General features: G+C 36.3%; 19 protein-coding genes and 1 pseudogene. 14 read left to right on the top strand and 6 right to left on the bottom strand.

Annotation, left to right across the window (positions count from 1 at the left end; translation table 11 throughout):
• Nucleotides 1–1,156: 1,156 nt before the first annotated feature.
• On the top strand, nucleotides 1,157–1,642 hold the full coding sequence (locus NYE63_RS11650) for a peptidoglycan-binding domain-containing protein (RefSeq protein WP_342605234.1): 486 nt from the start codon (nucleotides 1,157–1,159) through the stop codon (nucleotides 1,640–1,642).
• A gap of 199 nt (nucleotides 1,643–1,841) precedes the next feature.
• On the opposite strand, the gene NYE63_RS11655 is transcribed toward NYE63_RS11650, so the two are convergent.
• Both NYE63_RS11655 and NYE63_RS11660 read right to left on the bottom strand, forming a co-directional pair.
• Nucleotides 1,842–2,717: a LysR family transcriptional regulator gene (locus NYE63_RS11655; protein ID WP_342605235.1), complete on the bottom strand. Its 876-nt coding sequence runs from the start codon at nucleotides 2,715–2,717 to the stop codon at nucleotides 1,842–1,844.
• Between the two features lie 103 nt (nucleotides 2,718–2,820).
• Nucleotides 2,821–3,525, bottom strand: a complete 705-nt coding sequence (locus tag NYE63_RS11660; RefSeq protein ID WP_342605236.1) for an amino acid racemase — start codon at nucleotides 3,523–3,525, stop codon at nucleotides 2,821–2,823.
• 618 nt (nucleotides 3,526–4,143) lie between these two features.
• Here NYE63_RS11660 and NYE63_RS11665 point away from each other — a divergent pair.
• The 13 genes and pseudogenes from NYE63_RS11665 to NYE63_RS11725 all read left to right on the top strand — a co-directional run bounded on the left by NYE63_RS11665 (nucleotide 4,144) and on the right by NYE63_RS11725 (nucleotide 13,001).
• Complete coding sequence (locus NYE63_RS11665; protein WP_342605237.1) at nucleotides 4,144–4,848, top strand: FadR/GntR family transcriptional regulator; 705 nt, start codon at nucleotides 4,144–4,146, stop codon at nucleotides 4,846–4,848.
• A 23-nt stretch (nucleotides 4,849–4,871) separates the two neighbouring features.
• The gene (locus tag NYE63_RS11670; protein ID WP_342605238.1) at nucleotides 4,872–6,266 is read left to right on the top strand and encodes an APC family permease; all 1,395 of its coding nucleotides are present in this window, start codon (nucleotides 4,872–4,874) and stop codon (nucleotides 6,264–6,266) included.
• A 7-nt stretch (nucleotides 6,267–6,273) separates the two neighbouring features.
• Nucleotides 6,274–7,503 carry an amidohydrolase gene (locus tag NYE63_RS11675; RefSeq protein WP_342605239.1) on the top strand — a complete coding sequence of 410 codons (1,230 nt, stop codon included), beginning with the start codon at nucleotides 6,274–6,276 and terminating at the stop codon, nucleotides 7,501–7,503.
• 562 nt (nucleotides 7,504–8,065) lie between these two features.
• The gene (locus NYE63_RS11680; RefSeq protein WP_342605240.1) at nucleotides 8,066–8,326 is read left to right on the top strand and encodes a metal-sensitive transcriptional regulator; all 261 of its coding nucleotides are present in this window, start codon (nucleotides 8,066–8,068) and stop codon (nucleotides 8,324–8,326) included.
• A gap of 38 nt (nucleotides 8,327–8,364) precedes the next feature.
• Nucleotides 8,365–8,670, top strand: coding sequence for a monooxygenase (locus NYE63_RS11685; RefSeq protein ID WP_342605241.1), 306 nt, complete (start codon nucleotides 8,365–8,367; stop codon nucleotides 8,668–8,670).
• A 117-nt stretch (nucleotides 8,671–8,787) separates the two neighbouring features.
• Nucleotides 8,788–9,267: a DsrE/DsrF/DrsH-like family protein gene (locus NYE63_RS11690; RefSeq protein ID WP_336866487.1), complete on the top strand. Its 480-nt coding sequence runs from the start codon at nucleotides 8,788–8,790 to the stop codon at nucleotides 9,265–9,267.
• 26 nt (nucleotides 9,268–9,293) lie between these two features.
• Nucleotides 9,294–9,659, top strand: coding sequence for a rhodanese-like domain-containing protein (locus tag NYE63_RS11695; protein ID WP_342605242.1), 366 nt, complete (start codon nucleotides 9,294–9,296; stop codon nucleotides 9,657–9,659).
• Between the two features lie 21 nt (nucleotides 9,660–9,680).
• Entirely contained in the window at nucleotides 9,681–9,977 is a 297-nt protein-coding gene (locus tag NYE63_RS11700) for a rhodanese-like domain-containing protein (protein ID WP_342605243.1), read from the top strand.
• 52 nt (nucleotides 9,978–10,029) lie between these two features.
• On the top strand, nucleotides 10,030–10,602 hold the full coding sequence (locus NYE63_RS11705; RefSeq protein ID WP_342605244.1) for a sulfurtransferase TusA family protein: 573 nt from the start codon (nucleotides 10,030–10,032) through the stop codon (nucleotides 10,600–10,602).
• Between the two features lie 2 nt (nucleotides 10,603–10,604).
• Nucleotides 10,605–10,724, top strand: a pseudogene (locus tag NYE63_RS11710) (DsrE/DsrF/DrsH-like family protein); the annotation flags it as partial.
• Nucleotides 10,725–10,772: 48 nt separating this feature from the next.
• The gene (locus NYE63_RS11715) at nucleotides 10,773–11,900 is read left to right on the top strand and encodes an MBL fold metallo-hydrolase (protein WP_342605245.1); all 1,128 of its coding nucleotides are present in this window, start codon (nucleotides 10,773–10,775) and stop codon (nucleotides 11,898–11,900) included.
• 42 nt (nucleotides 11,901–11,942) lie between these two features.
• Nucleotides 11,943–12,170 carry a sulfurtransferase TusA family protein gene (locus NYE63_RS11720; RefSeq protein ID WP_342605246.1) on the top strand — a complete coding sequence of 76 codons (228 nt, stop codon included), beginning with the start codon at nucleotides 11,943–11,945 and terminating at the stop codon, nucleotides 12,168–12,170.
• 51 nt (nucleotides 12,171–12,221) lie between these two features.
• Entirely contained in the window at nucleotides 12,222–13,001 is a 780-nt protein-coding gene (locus tag NYE63_RS11725) for a sulfite exporter TauE/SafE family protein (RefSeq protein WP_342605247.1), read from the top strand.
• 225 nt (nucleotides 13,002–13,226) lie between these two features.
• On the opposite strand, the gene NYE63_RS11730 is transcribed toward NYE63_RS11725, so the two are convergent.
• From NYE63_RS11730 to NYE63_RS11745, 4 genes are all read right to left on the bottom strand, one after another.
• The gene (locus NYE63_RS11730) at nucleotides 13,227–13,709 is read right to left on the bottom strand and encodes a DUF456 family protein (RefSeq protein WP_342605248.1); all 483 of its coding nucleotides are present in this window, start codon (nucleotides 13,707–13,709) and stop codon (nucleotides 13,227–13,229) included.
• 523 nt (nucleotides 13,710–14,232) lie between these two features.
• Nucleotides 14,233–15,555, bottom strand: a complete 1,323-nt coding sequence (locus NYE63_RS11735; RefSeq protein ID WP_342605249.1) for a citrate:proton symporter — start codon at nucleotides 15,553–15,555, stop codon at nucleotides 14,233–14,235.
• 393 nt (nucleotides 15,556–15,948) lie between these two features.
• Nucleotides 15,949–17,076 carry an AbrB family transcriptional regulator gene (locus NYE63_RS11740; protein ID WP_342605250.1) on the bottom strand — a complete coding sequence of 376 codons (1,128 nt, stop codon included), beginning with the start codon at nucleotides 17,074–17,076 and terminating at the stop codon, nucleotides 15,949–15,951.
• A gap of 47 nt (nucleotides 17,077–17,123) precedes the next feature.
• A complete protein-coding gene (locus tag NYE63_RS11745; protein WP_342605251.1) occupies nucleotides 17,124–17,984 on the bottom strand; it encodes a LysR family transcriptional regulator in 861 nt (286 codons plus the stop codon).
• Between the last annotated feature and the right edge of the window lie 87 nt (nucleotides 17,985–18,071).

The raw sequence follows: 18,071 nt of genomic DNA on the forward strand, positions 1-18,071 counted from the left end.
CCGGTCATTACTCGAATCGTTTCCATAAACTAATTTTTTCTTTGTTCCGTTAAAGAGCGCAATTCAGGAGTAAGAATTGCGCTCTTTCTTTATGTATAGGGCCAGATTGTTTAGTAACGTCTAGTAAGATAAATGGATATTGTGAAGAAATGCATTTAAACTAAAGGGCAGGTTAGTTGTATAAGAAGGATAAAATACGTTTCTAGAAGTCGTCTGTAAAAAAATAAGAACACGAATGTTTCCTTATTTTTTTACGGTTCTTTGTGTTTATATTTCACCAACTTGATTGGAGGGTACGAACATCTTATAACTAAAATAAACCCTTGAACTACGCAAAGGTAAATTAATTATCAATTTCTATATCATCGTAATATTGTTTACCTAAGGTTCTTGCTCCAAAACTTATTAAAACTCCTAATATTAAGCCAACAATACCTATGATGAGTGACAATGTAGGACTACCACCAGTAATATAAACTAGAAATGTTATCAATAAAAAACCTAAACCCCCCAGGCCAAAGAAAATAAAACACTTAATAAAAGATATAGACGGGTGAAAAAAATAAACATTAAAAAAGTAAAAGAAATAATAAACGTTGCAACTCCATTAAAGTTGAATTTCTCAACACCCAACCATGTTAAAAAACCACATTATACTAATAATTCAAACGCATTAAATCCTGAAAAATTCTTACTTTCCCATAATTAACCATGCCCTTTCTGATATTTCGTGAACTCATAGTTAATCTCCTTTTTATATATAATACCATTTCATTTCCATTATTTTGGATAATAATTAAAAAGTACAAATTAGTATAGAATAGTAGGTTGATAACTTTTTTGCTAACCTAATTTTTATTTTTCATTCCAGCGTAAACAATCTCCATTCTTAAAAACCAAGTTGATATAAAGGTTTTGCCAACCCATATAAGAGTAAAAAAACACCTCTTAGATGACCATGATGCTGTAATAATTGGCCCTATTACAAAACCTCCATTTGGATTAAAAGCTTTGATCGGGATATCGGCGATGAGCTATGGTTCATCACTGTTTGTTTAGCAAATTCAAAACAGGACATTGGTCGGAAGGGAAATATAAAATCTGAGGGGAAGTGGTAAGGTAGTTCGGATGTACAAAAAAAGAGGGAGATGGAGCTATGAAGAAATTACTTACTAGTTTGGTAGTATTGGCAATGGCCCTTGGGATATCCTTTTCCACCGCTTCAGCATCTGCTGGAGGTTTTCACCACCCCGAAAGCTGGGATAAAAACTCCATTTTCCGGAAGGACACACATGGGGTGGAGGTCAAAAATATGCAGTGTATCCTGAATGTCATGGGTTTTTATACAGATTCAGCAGTGGTTGACGTTGATGGAATTTTTGGACCCAAAACCGAAGCGGGTGTAAAGAAATATCAAAAAGAAAACAACTTGAAAGTTGATGGTGTGGTTGGCCCCAGGACGTGGGATAGCTTCTCGCAATATATTAAGAAGAATGGCAATGAAACATATGGAGCAGGCGGAAACATGGGACTCAGAATTAAATGGAAGTACGACAATTCTTCCTATACTTCTGGCTCTAAAGCCTATATTTACGGTAATGGGGATACATTAAGCGACCAATATCGCTTGTATGCGAATTAAGATACAGGAAGGACCAATTAATTTCCCCTTCAAATAAAAAACGTGTTCACAAATGGGCACGTTTTTATTTTTGGCTTCACTAGTTGATTGTTATGCCATACCCATGATCGGAACTTTCTGATCATTATGCAATTGAAGTGGATTAATGAATATATACATTAATTAAAACAACACTAAACCGATTGATGTCTCAATCGGTTTAGTGTTGTTCAAACATTTTATCTTTTAAGAAATCCATAAAAACAGATTTAGGTTTACCTTTTAAATAAATAAAATCAATACTAATATTTGTTTTCACAGGAGGTGTCATTTCTACCCGAAATAGCTCTTCATTCTCAAATTCTTTTTTAACACAATGCTCAGGTAGAAAGCAGATACCTACGCCTTGCAGTACAAGATTTTTAGCTGTTTCCATATTATCAACTTCTAAGTATATATTTGGATTCAAACCCTTACTTAAGAATAGACGATGAATTGTAAGCCAATCCATAGATCCATAATCAAAAAGGATAAGTGGTTGTTTACTTACATCTTCTACTGTTACACTCTCTTCTTTTAAAAAAACATGATTTCGAGGAACGAAAAGACTGATAGGATCATTATAAAGACGAATTGAGTCTATTTGAGGGTGAGTTTCTGTACGTACAATGCCAAAGTCTACATCTTTATTAATCACCTTGTGCAAAATGTCTTTAGAATGCCCTGTTATAATTTTTATTCTGACGTCCTTAAACTCCGAGATAAAAGATGGCAAAATATCAGGAAGAATGTTATTAGAGATTGACAAAGCACTCCCAATTACGAGCTCATATGGGATGTTTACCTGTTGTAGGCCGTACTTTGCTTCCTGATATGATTGAAGAATTTTTTGTGCATGTGGAAAAAAATACTCTCCTTTTTCAGTTAAGGAAATTTTATTTCCGTTTCGATGAAAAAGCTTTATATTAATTTCACGTTCTAGGGATTGAATCCGTGCTGTTACAGATGGTTGAGTTAAATAAAGAGCTTCTGCTGCTTTATTGAAACTACCCACTTGACATACATAGATGAAGGCTTCAATATTTTCAATATTCATGTTTGGCTGCTCCTAATTTTTATCTACTATAACACTTCCCTATACATTATACATTTAAAAGGTAAAAGGACGTAAACCCCCATGTCTTCTTTTACCTTTAAAATTATACCAAATGAATTTTCTTATTTGTTTCATTAGCTGTTTTAATTACCGTTTTTGCTAAAATTTCTGTTGGATCAATGATACAAATACCTTGGGCCGATTTAAGCACAAGAGGAATCTCTGTACAACCTGCTATAATAGCTACTGCTCCCCGTTTTATCAATTTATTAGCAACTTTTGAAAGGCAAAAAAGCCCTTTCTCTAAATTACTACCTTTAATAGCATAAATTCCATCCATCACCTCTTTTTGCATTTCTATATTAGGCTCAATGACCTCAATATCGTAGTGTTGACAACTATGTTGATATAGTTTTGTATTAATCGTCCCGTCTGTAGCTAACAAACCTACTTTTCTATAACTATTTTCTTGTAAAAAGCGAGCCGTTTCTAAAGGCATATGCAAGATAGGAATACTAACAGATTTTTGTACTAATTCAAAGAAAAAATGAGCAGTATTACATGCAATTACTAGAAAATCTGCACCAGCGTTCTCTAGTCGCTGTGCTGATTGTATAATATATGGAGTAGGATCTGTTCCTTTTCCCAAAATGGCTGTAGTTCGATCAGGTATTTGAGAATAGTTGTCGGCAATGATATGGATATGATCTTGATCCTTCATTGCAGGTGTAAAAGAAATAATTTTATTCATTAAATCAACAGTTGCTAACGGGCCCATTCCACCAATAATTCCAACTACTTTTTGCATTTCGTCACCACTTTTAAAGTTATTTTAAAACTAAACTTTCAATGAAAGCCTACTTTTTTTAATGTGTTTAGTTACTTTTCTTTATTATAGTTTTTGTTTTAGGAGATGAATTATAGAAATAATCTATACAGTAATAGAAACTATATATTGACCAGTAGTTTTGAAATAAACACTCTTTTCATAATTACAAAGAAAGCCCCAGAAATTCATAAGTTCCTGGGGCTTTCTTTGTAATTATATTTCGTTCAGGATACATATTTTCTAATTGATGTTGTTCTTCAATTAACCTGCCACGTTACTTAAAGTACATTCCTTCCACAATCCCTATTATCATTAGAATTTAGGTTTTTTGCATCTCGAAATTTTAAAAAACAACTATCAATTATGCAATATTAAATTTTTTATTCTAATATGCATAATGATTTTGCTGATTTTACTAATAGTTAGCGTTATAACAGTATTTTGTTAATTTGGAATGGGATTTGCATATTGAATATAGAAAATTCAAATAATAGGAAAGGGGGAGGAGAGAAATCTCTAGTCAAATAACTAGGGTGTTTTTTTGTATAAACTGGTCTGACCGGTCTGATATCTAAAGCTATGGAGTTGAACTTAAAGATGGCAATTGTAAGTGAAACGGTTCAAAAATTTTTATGTGATTTTATTCTTAAAAATAATCTTACATGTGGTGACCAGCTTCCGTCTGAAAGAGAATTGGCAAAACTATTAGAAGTCAGCAGATCTTCTGTAAGAGAGGCATTGCAATCACTTTCTGAAAAAGACATTATTGAAAAAAAAGTAGGAAAGGGGGTGTATGTAAAGAAAAGTTTACAGCTCAATGATAAAGCATTTTCAAGCACATTCGATATATCTGTCAATATAGAGAATTCTCTAGACTTATTAGAACTTCGCAAAGTGATTGAGGCTGAAATCGTTTATTTAGCTGCAAAACGGATAAAACCAAATGAAATCAATATCCTTGAACAATCGCTTGTCGACTTAGAAGTGAGTATTAAAATGGAATCTTCTATTATTGTTCCTGATCTTGTATTTCATAGAACGCTTGCACGATCTACAAACAATCAAGTGATTATTGATATGTATAATAATATTTCAGAATTTTTCAAAAAAGTAAGGATTGAAATGGCAACTTATGATGATACAAAAAATGCACTTTATTACCATCAACAGATCTTGAATGCGGTGAAAAAAGGAGATTCAGATAGAAGTTCTGAATTAATGAAAGAACATATTGAAGATGTGAAAAGCCATTATATCAAAATGGTAGAGGAGTATAAGAACTTTCAAAGCACATACACCTGATACCAATAATAGGGGGAATTATATTGAGAGCTAAAGCCACCGTTACTACTGGTTTAATTCAAGAAGAGCCGAATTTTAAGAGAGTTCTAACCCTTCCTTCCCTTGTATTTTACGGCCTTGCTTATTTAATACCTACGACAATTTTTGATATGTATGGAATTGTATCTAATATAACTCACGGAATGTTTTCTTTAACTCACGCTTTAACCGCAATAGCTATACTGTTTACAGCATTTAGTTATGGAAGCATGGTTGCCGCTTTCCCGGTTTCAGGTTCTGCATACACGTATGCCCAACAGGCAATAAATCCATATATTGGTTTTTTAACAGGTTGGACTGTTATGATGGATTATCTTCTTGTACCTATGCTGTCTTACGTTATTGCTGCTAACTATATGAATGCGATTTTCCCCGAAATACCTAATTGGATATGGATCCTCGGATTAACTGTCCTTGTGACAACGATTAGCTATGTTGGCATTAACGTTACTGCCAAAGTAAACAATATGATTGTTTTGGTTCAACTCTCCATTATAGCTATTGTAACGATTTTTTTAATTAAATTTATTGCCCAAGGTGGAGGAATGGGATCCTTTTTCTCGTGGGATGTATTTGTAAACTCTAGTGAGTTTGCTAAACCCGAAGTAGGATGGGGAGTCATTTTTACTGGTGCATCTATACTGGTACTATCATATTTTGGATTTGATGCTGTAACAATGGTAGCGGAAGAAGCTATAAATCCGAGAGTTAATGTTCCAAGAGCGGTATTAATAATTTGTGCGGGTGCGGGGCTTTTATTTACAATCGTATCTTACTTAATGCTATTAGCCTGGCCTGCAGGCTGGAGTGAATTCACAGATGTAAATACGGGAGCACTTGAATTATTTAAAAAGATTGGATTAGGTATACTCGCTGTTATCTATCCTTTTTTCACCATGATTGGAGCAATAGCGGGTCCTTTAGCTGCACAAACCTCTTGTTCCCGTATGCTGTGTAAAATGGGTGGCGACAGAATTATACCAAAGTTTTTTGGCTACATTCACCCTAAAAAAGCTACTCCAACAAATAGTATTTTATTTATCGGGTCTCTTAGTTTAACTGCTTTGTTTCTTGATGTAAAAACAGTCATTTCTTTAGTAAACTTCGGCGCACTGTTTGGCTGTACCTTCGTAAATATATCTGTTATATTTTATTATTTTATTAAGCAGAAAAAACGTAAAGGCATAAATATTGTACGATATTTGTTATTCCCTTCTATTGGAGCAATAATCACGCTATTCTTTTTATACAAATTGGATATGTATGCAAAGACTGCAGGTTTGATTTGGTTGACAGTTGGAGTTATTTACCTAGGACTAAATACAAATTTCTTCAAAAAACTTCCACCTGAATTAAATATGAATGAAATGAAAGGATGATGCTTTAATGACACAAACATATTGGTTAGCAAATGCATTAATTGAAAGCGCTTTCCTTCGTAAGGATGGAATGGTTACAAAAACAATTACGGAAAACTGTCATATCCTTGTTGAAGAAGGAAAATTCACTAAAATAATCCCAGCTCATGAGAATTTACCCGTTGGGTTGCCAGTTCAGGATACAGGCGGACTGCTTATGCTGCCAGGTTTTCAGGATATGCATATTCATCTGGACAAAACATACTATGGAGGTAAATGGAAAGCATGTACCCCATTTGTGGATGTATTTGGCCGAATGAAAGAAGAAGAAGACATGCTTCCGTCTCTTCTCTCTGTCGCGGAAGAAAGGGCGAAGAAGATTTTGGAGCTGCTTTTACAGAATGGAGTAACCCACATACGGGCTCAGTGTAATGTTGACCCTATAATTGGGTTGAAAAACATGGAAGCAGTTTTACAAGCATTAAAATCATACGATGGACAGCTTTCTTACGAGTTAGTTGCTTTTCCTCAGCACGGACTCTTGCGAAGTAATTCCGTTCCACTTGTAAGGGAAGCATTGCAAATGGGAGCTACTGCTGCAGGGGGATTGGATCCGGCCATAGTAGATGAAAATATTGAAGCTTCATTACATGCACTCATAGAGCTTGCAGTTGAAGCGGATGCAGATATAGATTTGCATTTACATGAACCTGGTCACCTGGGAATTTATACGATGAAACGATTGGCTAAACTTACAGAAGAAGCAGGCTGGCAGGGGAGAGTTACAATTGGACACGCGTTTGGACTCGGAGATGTTCCAGTTAAAGTGGCAGCCGATGCGGCGGAAACTTTAGCTCAAGCGGGTATTTCAATTGCTTCTACTGTACCTATCGATATTCCCACAATTCCAATCCCGTTGCTTCATGAAAAGGGTATAAATGTCTCGCTTGTAAATGACAGCATAACGGATCATTGGGACCCATTCGGCACAGGGGACGTGCTTTACAAAGCTAGTCTGATGGCTGAACGTTTCGCTTGGATTGATGAGTGGTCATTAGGACGGGCCCTTGGTTTTATTACTGGCGGGAAAACACCTCTTAATTCAGAGGGGGAGCGAGTTTGGCCGACTATTGGCGATAAAGCGGATGCTGTTTTTGTGGAAGCAAGTTGTTCAGCGGAAGCAGTAGCAAGACGTGCAAGGCGCCTTGCGGTTATGCACAAAGGGAAAATTGTTTCAGGCTCTTTTAATAAATCTTAGCAAAAAATTAATTTTATAACGAAAAAACGCTATTCTTTTTGTAGAAATATACAGAAAGGATGGCGTTTTTTATGAGTTTTTCTGTTTTAGACTAAATGAATCTCTATTTTCAAAAACTTCACGCCTTTTTCTCTCTGTCTTCTCTACAACAATTAGCTAAAGAAGTTGGTTTTGTTCAACATAAAAGTAAATATCAAACACAAGCATTCTCTATGGAAAGAACCGCGACATATGTATTTAGAAAGGATTCCACTGGAACCTGGCGCTGCATAATCGACAACTCTTATGGTGCTGAAATAATTGAAGAATGGAATTAATTAGTGAAAGCTGCCGTATATGGTATCTTTTATTTTTTTTCAAAAAAAGTGTGAATTAAACGGCTTGACAATATACCCCTATAGGTATAATATGAACTCACAAGTTAAGAACGCATAAATTCACGAGTAAAATGCCCAAACTCACGAGTAAAGCGCAAACTCACGATAATTAATTCTAATAAATTGGAAGTGAACTTGGGGCTGCGCTTCTTAACAGGAAAAGTATATAGATGGGTGGGCGGAGTATGGAGTATGATAAAAATGTCATTAATCGCTTGAAGCGGATTGAAGGACAAATCAAGGGTGTTCTTGGAATGATGGAGCAGGGAAAAGATTGCAGGGAAGTCGTCACTCAGCTGTCTGCTGCACGTAATGCCATCGATAGGACCATGGGTGTTATTGTAAGTGACAATCTTGAGAAATGCGTTCGGGAAAACGTCGAGAAAGGCGAAAGTACTGAACATCTAGTCAAGGAAGCGGTTGAGTTACTGATTAAAAGCAGGTAAAAGAATTTGACCTGACCGTAGAAAAAGGAGTGTTATTCATGTCTTATATTTTACAAGTGGATTTTAAAATGGAGGGACCATTCGGTCACGAAATGGTAAAAGAATTTACGGATTTAGCAAAAAGCATTAATGATGAAGAAGGATTGATCTGGAAGATTTGGACCGAAGACAGTGAGGCAAAGGAAGCTGGTGGCATTTATCTGTTTGAAACGAGGGAATCCGCATGTAAGTACTTGACTATGCACACAGCTCGGTTAAAAGGGTTTGGTATAGAGAAGGTCAATGGAAAAATATTCGAAGTGAATGAAGGTTTGACTTCAATCAATCATGGACCAATTAAATAAAGAAAACCCTATTCCGTTCATTTTTTAGTGAATAGGGTTGACGAACTATATTTTTTAACATATTTTATACCCCGTATGGTATATATGAAATGGAATATCGATCAGGAGGAAAACATAATGACTGAAAAGAAAAGAACGACGATCATTTTATTTAGTGGTGATTATGATAAGGCAATGGCTGCTTATATCATAGCAAATGGGGCGGCGGCTTACGATCATGAAGTGACCATCTTCCATACATTCTGGGGCTTGAATGCTTTAAGGAAGGATGAGCCGATTTCATTAAAAAAAGGATTTCTTGAAAAGATGTTTGCAAAAATGATGCCGCGTGGTTCTGATAAAATGGGTCTATCAAACATGAACTTTGCTGGGATGGGGCCTAAAATGATCAAACACGTGATGAAAAAACATAACGCCATGTCACTGCCAAATTTAATTGAGCTGGCCCAAGAACAGGAAATCAAACTAATAGCCTGTACGATGACAATGGATTTATTGGGCTTGCAGCAAGAGGAATTATTGGATGGAATTGAGTATGCAGGTGTTGCGGCTTATTTAGCTGAAGCAGAGGATGGAAATGTAAACTTATTTATATAAATTTGGTACTGGAGGGATGAGTTCAAATGGGAACTATATTTAATATCATCATACTAGGTGTCATCGTTTGGTTTTTATTTCAGCGATTTGTCCCTGTAAAGGGGATAAAAAATATAAATGCGGCTGAGTTAAAAGCTGAACTGAGTAACAAAGGAAATAAGCAATTCATTGATGTCCGTACTCCTAACGAATATAGGGGCAACCATATTAAGGACTTTAAGAATATACCTTTAAGCGAACTTGGCAAAAGGGCACAAGAACTTACAAAAGATAAAGAAGTAATTGTAATCTGCCAAAGCGGAATGAGGAGCAGTGGTGCGAGTAAAGCATTGAAAAAACTCGGATTTAAAGAAGTAACCAACGTAAAAGGCGGCATGAGTTCTTGGCACTAATAAAAGGAGGATATCAAAACGATGAAAGAAATTTTACCGAATGAAGTGAAAGCATTATTAATGGGAGACTCACCAGTCCATATTATTGATGTGCGGGAGGTGGATGAAGTAAAGGCAGGGAAAATACCAAATGCTTTGAATATCCCGTTGGGTCTAGTGGAATTTAGAATGCAGGATCTGGATAAATCAAAAGAGTATATCATGGTCTGTCGGTCAGGGGGCAGAAGTTCAAGGGCCGCACAGTTACTTGAGAATCATGGATTTAAAGTGTTGAACATGATGGGTGGTATGAATGAATGGGAAGGTCCCACAGAATAATTTTACATCCGAATATACCCCCACCCCTATAAAAATACCAGGAGGAAATAAAATGATTAACACAAATTCCGTTTTGGATGCTAAAGGTTTAGCTTGTCCAATGCCAATCGTAAAAACGAAAAAAGCCATGAATGGCCTTGAAGCGGGGGAAGTACTGGAAGTTCAAGCGACTGATAAAGGGTCGACTGCCGATATGAAAGCCTGGGCGGAAAGTACAGGTCATCAATATTTGGGTACGGTTGAAGAAGGAACCACACTAAAACATTATCTTCGGAAAGCAAGCGGAGAAGAAACAGAAGTGAAGAAGCATGAAAAAATCATTTCAAATGAAGAACTTTTACAAGTGATGGAAGAAAACAGAAATACGATCATCCTGGATGTAAGAGAATCTGCGGAATACGCTTTTAATCATATTCCAGTAGCTAAATTCCTTCCATTGGGTGAATTGGAACAACGTATGGGTGAACTTGATAAGAAGTCAGAGATTTTCGTGATTTGCCGTACTGGCAGCCGAAGTGATCTTGCTGTACAAAAACTGACGGCTGCTGGATTTGAACAGGTATTCAATGTTGTCCCCGGCATGAGTCAATGGAGCGGACCTTCACAAAAATCCGTAAAAGAATAAAAGGACGGCAAATGACCATGGACGTTATGGGCTTGGAAAAAGAAGCTTTCCTTGACGGTATCGAAGTAGGTGGAGTGATCACATTTTTAGAGTTCGCTAAAGATGTTACATTAACTGTTTAATGGAGGTAAAATTTTTTGTAATTTTTAATACTATAGGGGGTATATGGGATGACGATTAAGCAAATGACAGCCGCTGAGGTTTCAAAGAAAGTAATCAATAAAACTGACTTATTTATTTTGGATGTTCGAAATGAAAGTGACTTTAATGATTGGAAAATTGAAGGGCAAAACTTTGAATTCCTTAATATTCCGTACTTTGATCTACTGGATGGCGTGGAGGAAATCCTCAATCAAATCCCGGCCGATGAAGAAATCCTTGTAGTGTGTGCAAAGGAAGGCTCATCTGTTATGGTAGCTGAAATGTTATCTGAAGCTGGGTTGGATGTTTCTTATTTAAAGGGCGGTATGAAAGCATGGAGTGAACACTTGGAACCAGTGAAAATCGGCGAATTGACCAATGGCGGCGAAATTTACCAATTTGTTCGACAAGGTAAAGGCTGTCTATCTTACATGGTCATTTCCAATGGTGAAGCAGCCGTTATTGATTCTTCAAGAATGATTGATGCTAATCTTGACTTCGCCGATGGTATCGGAGTGAAAATTACACATGTTTTGGATACGCACCTACATGCCGATCATATTTCAGGTGGAAGACGATTAGCCGAAAGAACAAATGCAGCTTACTGGCTGTCGCCAAAAGATGCGGCTGAAGTAACTTTTGAATATCAGCCATTAGAAAGCGGTAAGGTGATAACGGTCGGTCATACAGCGATTGATATCCAAGCATTATACTCCCCTGGCCATACCATAGGATCCACTTCATTTGTGGTCGATCAAAAATATTTGCTAAGCGGGGATATACTATTCATCGATTCCATTGGCAGACCGGATTTAGCTGGATTGGCTGAGGATTGGGTAGGGGACTTGAGAGAAACACTGTATACACGTTATAGGGAATTATCAGACGAGTTAATCGTATTGCCATCTCATTTCATGATCATCGATGAATTGAATCAAGACGGAAGTGTCGCTAAAAAGTTGGGTGCGCTGTTTGCTGACAATCATGGTTTGAACATTGAGGATGAAACGGAATTCAGAGAGCTGGTAACAGGTAATTTACCGCCTCAACCAAACGCTTATCAAGAAATTCGTGAAACCAATATGGGGAAAATTGAGCCTGATGATGAAAAACAACGTGAAATGGAAATCGGACCAAATCGTTGTGCGGTTCGCTAATACTGATGAAAATAGAAGCCAAGAAAATAGGAGAGAAATAATATGCATTCAGATAAAGTGTTAGATGCTAAGGGACTTGCATGTCCAATGCCGATTGTTAAAACGAGAAAAGCCATGAATGATTTGCAAACCGGGCAAGTGCTGGAAATACATGTAACCGATAAAGGAGCTAAAGCCGACTTAGCGGCTTGGTCAAGATCCGGTGGCCATGAATTGATGGAAACGGCAGAAGAAAATGATATACTGAAATTTTGGGTCAGAAAAGGCTGATAAAGAGAAGGGAACCAATAGGGTTCCCTTCTTTTAAGGGAGGCACTTACAATGGATATCACCTTTATCATTACCATCTTTTTGATTGGTTTTATAGGTTCATACGTTTCTGGAATGCTCGGCATTGGTGGCTCGATAATAAATTATCCAATGCTTCTGTTTATTCCCCCAATCTTCGGTTTAACGGCATTTAGTGCACATGATGTGACAGGTATAAGTGCTGTACAAGTCTTATTCGCTTCCATCGGAGGTATATGGAGCTATCGTAGGAGCGGACATTTAAATAAAACGCTTATTCTCTATATGGGGATCAGTGTGTTAATCGGAAGCGTGGTTGGAAGTTTTGGATCACGATCGATGTCAGAAAACGGAGTGAATATCGTTTATGGCGTTTTGGCGTTGATAGCGGCTGTCATGATGTTCATTCCGAAGAAAGGAATAGATGACATTCCTTTGGAACAAGTTACCTTTAATAAATGGCTTGCGGCCATCCTTGCCTTAATCGTTGGTTTAGGTGCCGGTATAGTCGGTGCTGGAGGGGGCTTTCTATTAGTTCCGATCATGCTTATCGTTTTAAGAATTCCAACCAGGGTAACGATTGCGTCTTCATTAGCCATCACTTTCATTTCATCCATTGGTGCAACAATAGGGAAAATCTCAACGGGACAAGTTGATTACTATCCGGCACTGATCATGGTTGTAGCTAGTTTAATAGCCTCTCCGCTTGGGGCAATAGCCGGTAAAAAAATGAAGGTAAAAGTCCTGCAGGTCATACTGGCTCTATTGATTTTAGCGACGGCAGTGAAAACGTGGGTGGGGATCATGTCTTGAGGTACTCTTTGACAGGGAAGGAAGAGTTGTGAAAAAAATATTAGAATTCTAAAAAGAGTTCTATCGTTAAAGAACTGTTCACAATAGGCCACGCAAATAGTTCCTTTTCCGCCATCACTTTTTTCTCTGATTATCTTGTACCAGATAAGTCAATGGGACTTCTGTTAATAGAAAAAGCTGACTGTTGAAAGTCAGCTTTTTCCTAATGTGGCCGTTGATAAATAATTAAAAAATTACCGCTAAAATAAAAAAAACAATCATCAATAATTGAATTAATACTTTGGCTAAACTGCCGCCTAAAAAACCGATTATAGTAGCAAACCCAACTTTAGAAGCCTTCACTATATCTTTTTGGATGATTAATTCCGAAACGAGGACTGCTAAAAATGGTACGAGAATTATCCCAAAAGGAGGGAAGACAAATGAACCAACAATCGTGGCAATAGCTGCTATTGTCTCGGATGTTTTTGACCCCCCATACTTTTTAACAAAATAACTATTTGCGATAATGTCGGCCGCGATTAATACACCGCTCAACACAACCATACTAATCCAGAACCATAAGGATAACTCATCAGAATTAATGAGGAATTGATAAACTGCATATCCTCCCCAAATGGCAACAACCGAGGGAATAATAGGATAGACAATTCCTACAAAACTTAAAGCAAATAAAACGATCGTTAATCCCCACCATAAAATATCCAATAAAACTCCACCTTTTCATACTTACTTATCATATATCTACTAAATTATATTTCTATTTAGGGTCAAAAACCATTTATTCTTTTGTTGTATATTCGAATCCCTCATAGGTCATCAACTACCAAAGGCTCAAATCCTTGATATCACAGGGGTTGGGGCCTTTTTTTATTTTGTCTAACGGGATGCGTTTAGATAAACGTTAATCTAACGGGTGCTTTAGTTAAATAAGGTTTAGGTATTCCAAATAAAGTAACTCGCCAATTACTATGGCGAGTTTTTGCTTTTTTATATACCAATACCGATGTCAAAACGACTGCCATTTCAGCACGGATTTTTAGAAAAGTACCTTAAAACGGAACCCTTTAAACTTTAAGGTAAGCCTTTTTGTTTTGAGGTTTCCATATAGGGAAAATAAAAAACAACAATGAAAGCAGTTGATTTCACCTAAGAAATACAACTGCTTTTAGCTTTTGGAAAGGAACCTGCGGATATTTCCTAGCAAACTAGTATACAAGGACTTAATAATTTACAAAAAAGAAATAGCACCACTAATTATAGCTAATACTGTTAAGATTAACGATGTCAAGATGGCCCATTTGTATGCGAATTTCTGATATTCTCCAAGGTCTTTATCAACCATGCCAACTAATAGAATGGTTGATGCAACAAGTGGGCTCATTAAATGAGCGGGTTGTCCCAATATAGAAGCCCGAGCAATTTCTAACGGACTAATACCATAGGCTGAAGCTGCTTCTGCAAGAATAGGGAGAACTCCAAAATAATAGGCATCATTCGATAAAACGAAAGTGAATGGCATACTTGTAATGCCAACAATGACAGGAAAAAACTGTCCTAATGAAGCAGGTATTATCGCAACCAGTCCATTAGCAATAGCATCAACCATTTTTGTACCGGAAAAGATTCCTGCAAATACTCCTGCCGCAAAAACTAATAGAACAACAATTAAAGCGTTTCCAGAATGTGCTAAGATACGTCTTTTTTGCATTTCCAGATTAGGGTAGTTAATCATTAAAGCAATGGCGAAACCGACCAAAAATAAAATAGGGGAAGGTACCAATCCCATGATAAGAATGACCATAATGCCTACCACAATTAATAAGTTAACCCACAAAAAACGAGGACGTTTAATGTCAATATGAGGAAATGTTTCAGTGGCTTCATTTTCTACAGTAGCAGCTATTTCATTTTTCAACTCTTCTATGTGTATTACACCCAGTCGTTTACGTTCTTTTTTCCCTAAAATAAATGCGACGAAAATAACCCAAAGAGCACCACCAATCATGGTAGGAATAAGCGGAACAAAAAATTCGGATGCATCAAGTCCCAATACTGCTATTGCTCGGGTAGCAGGTCCACCCCAAGGGGTCATACCACTCATAACACTTAAAGCTAGCATGGCTACTGTGGCTAAAACCAATGGATTCATACCGATTCGTTTATAAAGTGGATACATAGCTGAAACAGTAATGATATATGTTGTTGTACCGTCTCCATCTAGGGCCACGAGTAATGCAAGAATTGTGGTACCCATCGAAATTTTGACAGGATCTCCCTTGACGACTTCTAATAACTTTTTGATAAGTGGGTCAAATAAGCCCGTGTCTATCATAATACCAAAAAACAATATGGCAAATAATAATAGAGCTGCAGAAGGAGCGACTAGCTTAATGCCTTCCATCATCATAGTCCCAATTTTACTTCCAAAACCACCAACTACTGCAAAAACGATCGGAACTAAAGTTAAAGCAACAATGGGTGATAAACGTTTGGACATAATTAAATAGGTAAAAACGGTAACCATGGAGATGCCTAAAATTGTAACAAACATTATTAAATCCCCTCCTATATTTTGAATGCGCTTTCAATTGATTTCTGGATGACTAAGAAATAATTTTGTGACTCTTCAGAAAAATTAACTGGTATATTAATTAGTTTTACACTTTGCTAAGCGCTTTTCTTTATTAAAGGTAATACAGAGAGAACAATAAGTTAAATACATATTTTTTTTGTATTGATATCAAAATTATTTATTCTTTAAAAAGGATGGGGAGTAGAGCAAAGAAAGCCAAAGGATAAGTTATTCAATAACGAAATTTTTAAAAAATTTAATGATATTTTTAGTATTTAAAAGAAGGTCATCATCTAAATATTGTGGATGATAACCTTCTTTTCTTTATAAATCAGACTTTTTCAGTGTCCTTGAGTAAAGCTCTCTTCTTTTTTATTTCACATTTAGTTTTACATTACTGTTCTTGTCTTTTTTTCTTAAACTTAATTTTAATACTATTCTTAGTAATGGAGGCACTGCGACATAAATAAAAGCCATCCGAAATAGTTGATAGCTGGTAACAGTAGATACATCAGCATTTACTTCTTGTGCAATGATTCCCATTTGATCCATTCCACCAGGGGCTAAACTTAAAAAACCCGTAATAGTCGATAAATCATAAAACCGCGTCAGTAGAAAACTAAAAAACATTGTTGCGCAGATCAAAATTAGTCCGTTCATCAAAGCCAATAATAAGGTTTTTCTTTTGTTGTCAAGTTGTTCCGGTTTTAATAGTAAACCGATATAACCGCCAACCATAAATTGAGATATATCAAGAAGTGAAGGGGGAAGTGGTGGTCCCTGCAAACCTAAAAGACCTATTGCAGCAGCAACGATTACTGGTCCTAAAAAGTAAGGAGCTGGTAATTTAAATATTTTACCTATTCTTGCTGCGAGAAAACAAATAAGCGCGAATAGAAAGATAAGAGGAAATAAATCACTCCACTCTGGAATAACGTTATTCATTATTTTAGATGAGTCATTGGTACTTTTCGCTGCAAAAATGGGACTGAAAATTAAAAGGGGAACTAAGAAAACAACCATTATTACTCTTGTAACATGGAAAAAGGTTACAAGAGTAATATCAATACCTTTCATTTCTTCTGCAAACACAACGATTTGTGACAAACCTCCAGGAATACTACTCGTTAAGGAGGTAGGATAGTCAATACCGGAATATTTTGACATAACAAAAGCCGAACATACACACACAAGGACAATTAAGGTTGTAAGGATCAACATTGAGGGAAGGTGACTAATCATGTCAGACAGTGAGCTCTTGGTAAAAGAGATGCCAATTGAATAACCTACAATAATTAATCCAGTATTTCTCATCGAAACGGGCCAAATTAATTTAACGTTTTTGAAACGTGATGCAATTAATAGGGCTGCCATTGGACCTAGAAGCCAGGGGATTGGCAACCTGATAAGAGAGAAAAGGCCGCCTCCAATAAAAGCAGTTAGAAGTGCAGCTGAAAATTGGATTGTCTTGCTTGCATTATTTAAATCCCACTTTTTCATATTAATTCTCTTCCTTTGTACTAGTTTTATTTCGATTCGTCTTATTTCTATTGTTTAGAATCATTAAGAAAATCAATAAATGCTTTTACTTGTGCCAAATCCATAGTCACATCCCGATAAAAAACCCAAGTTTCTCTAAGCAAATAGCTATTATCGCTTAATACAATGGGGAAAGTATACAGTGGTTCATCATTTTTAATACAGATTTCTGGTAAAATGGCATATCCTAAACCATTAAGAACCAGTTCTTTACATGTTTCAATCCGATCTACCTCCATTGAAATCTTAGGTGGTACCGCAAATGTTTCCTGCCACCAGTTTTCAATAGTATTCCTTAACGATTGGTCTGTCTGATAATTAATTCTAGGAAGAAAAGGAAGTTCTTTTAATTCAATTTTTTTACTGGAGGCAATACAAATCTTTTCTTCTTGAAATAATACTTTATTTTCCTGCCATTTGTAAGGACCTCTAACTATCCCGAGGTGTGCTTCTTCTTTTTGAAGCATTTGATGAATTTGAGAACTCCATCCAGTTTTCAAACTAATTTCAACCTCTGGATATAGGGTTAGAAATTCTTTTAATAATACTGGTAGTTTATATCGGGCAAACAAGCCAGATACACCCAATCGCAAAGTTCCTTTTACTTTTTTATCCAAATTTGAAATCTGCTCTTTTGCAGCTCCTAATTGCTTACGCATATTTTTCGAATATTTAACTAGGTATTCCCCTTCAACTGTAAACTCGACACCTCTTTTGCCTCTAGAGATTAAATTTGTTTTGAACTCTTTTTCCAGCTGTTTTATACGATAGGATAAAGCTGGTTGAGAAATAAATAGTCGTTGTGCTGCCTTTGTTATATTTCTTTCTTCGTAAAGAGTAATTAAAATTAGCCAGTCTTTTTCATCCATAAAATTTTTCTCCTTTAACCATAAAAAAAATTTATGGGTAATTATAAATAATGATAATTTATTTGATTTCTAAAAGTATAATACAAC

It is taken from the genome of Peribacillus sp. FSL E2-0159 (assembly GCF_038643155.1).
In the GTDB taxonomy this organism is placed as follows: domain Bacteria; phylum Bacillota; class Bacilli; order Bacillales; family DSM-1321; genus Peribacillus; species Peribacillus simplex.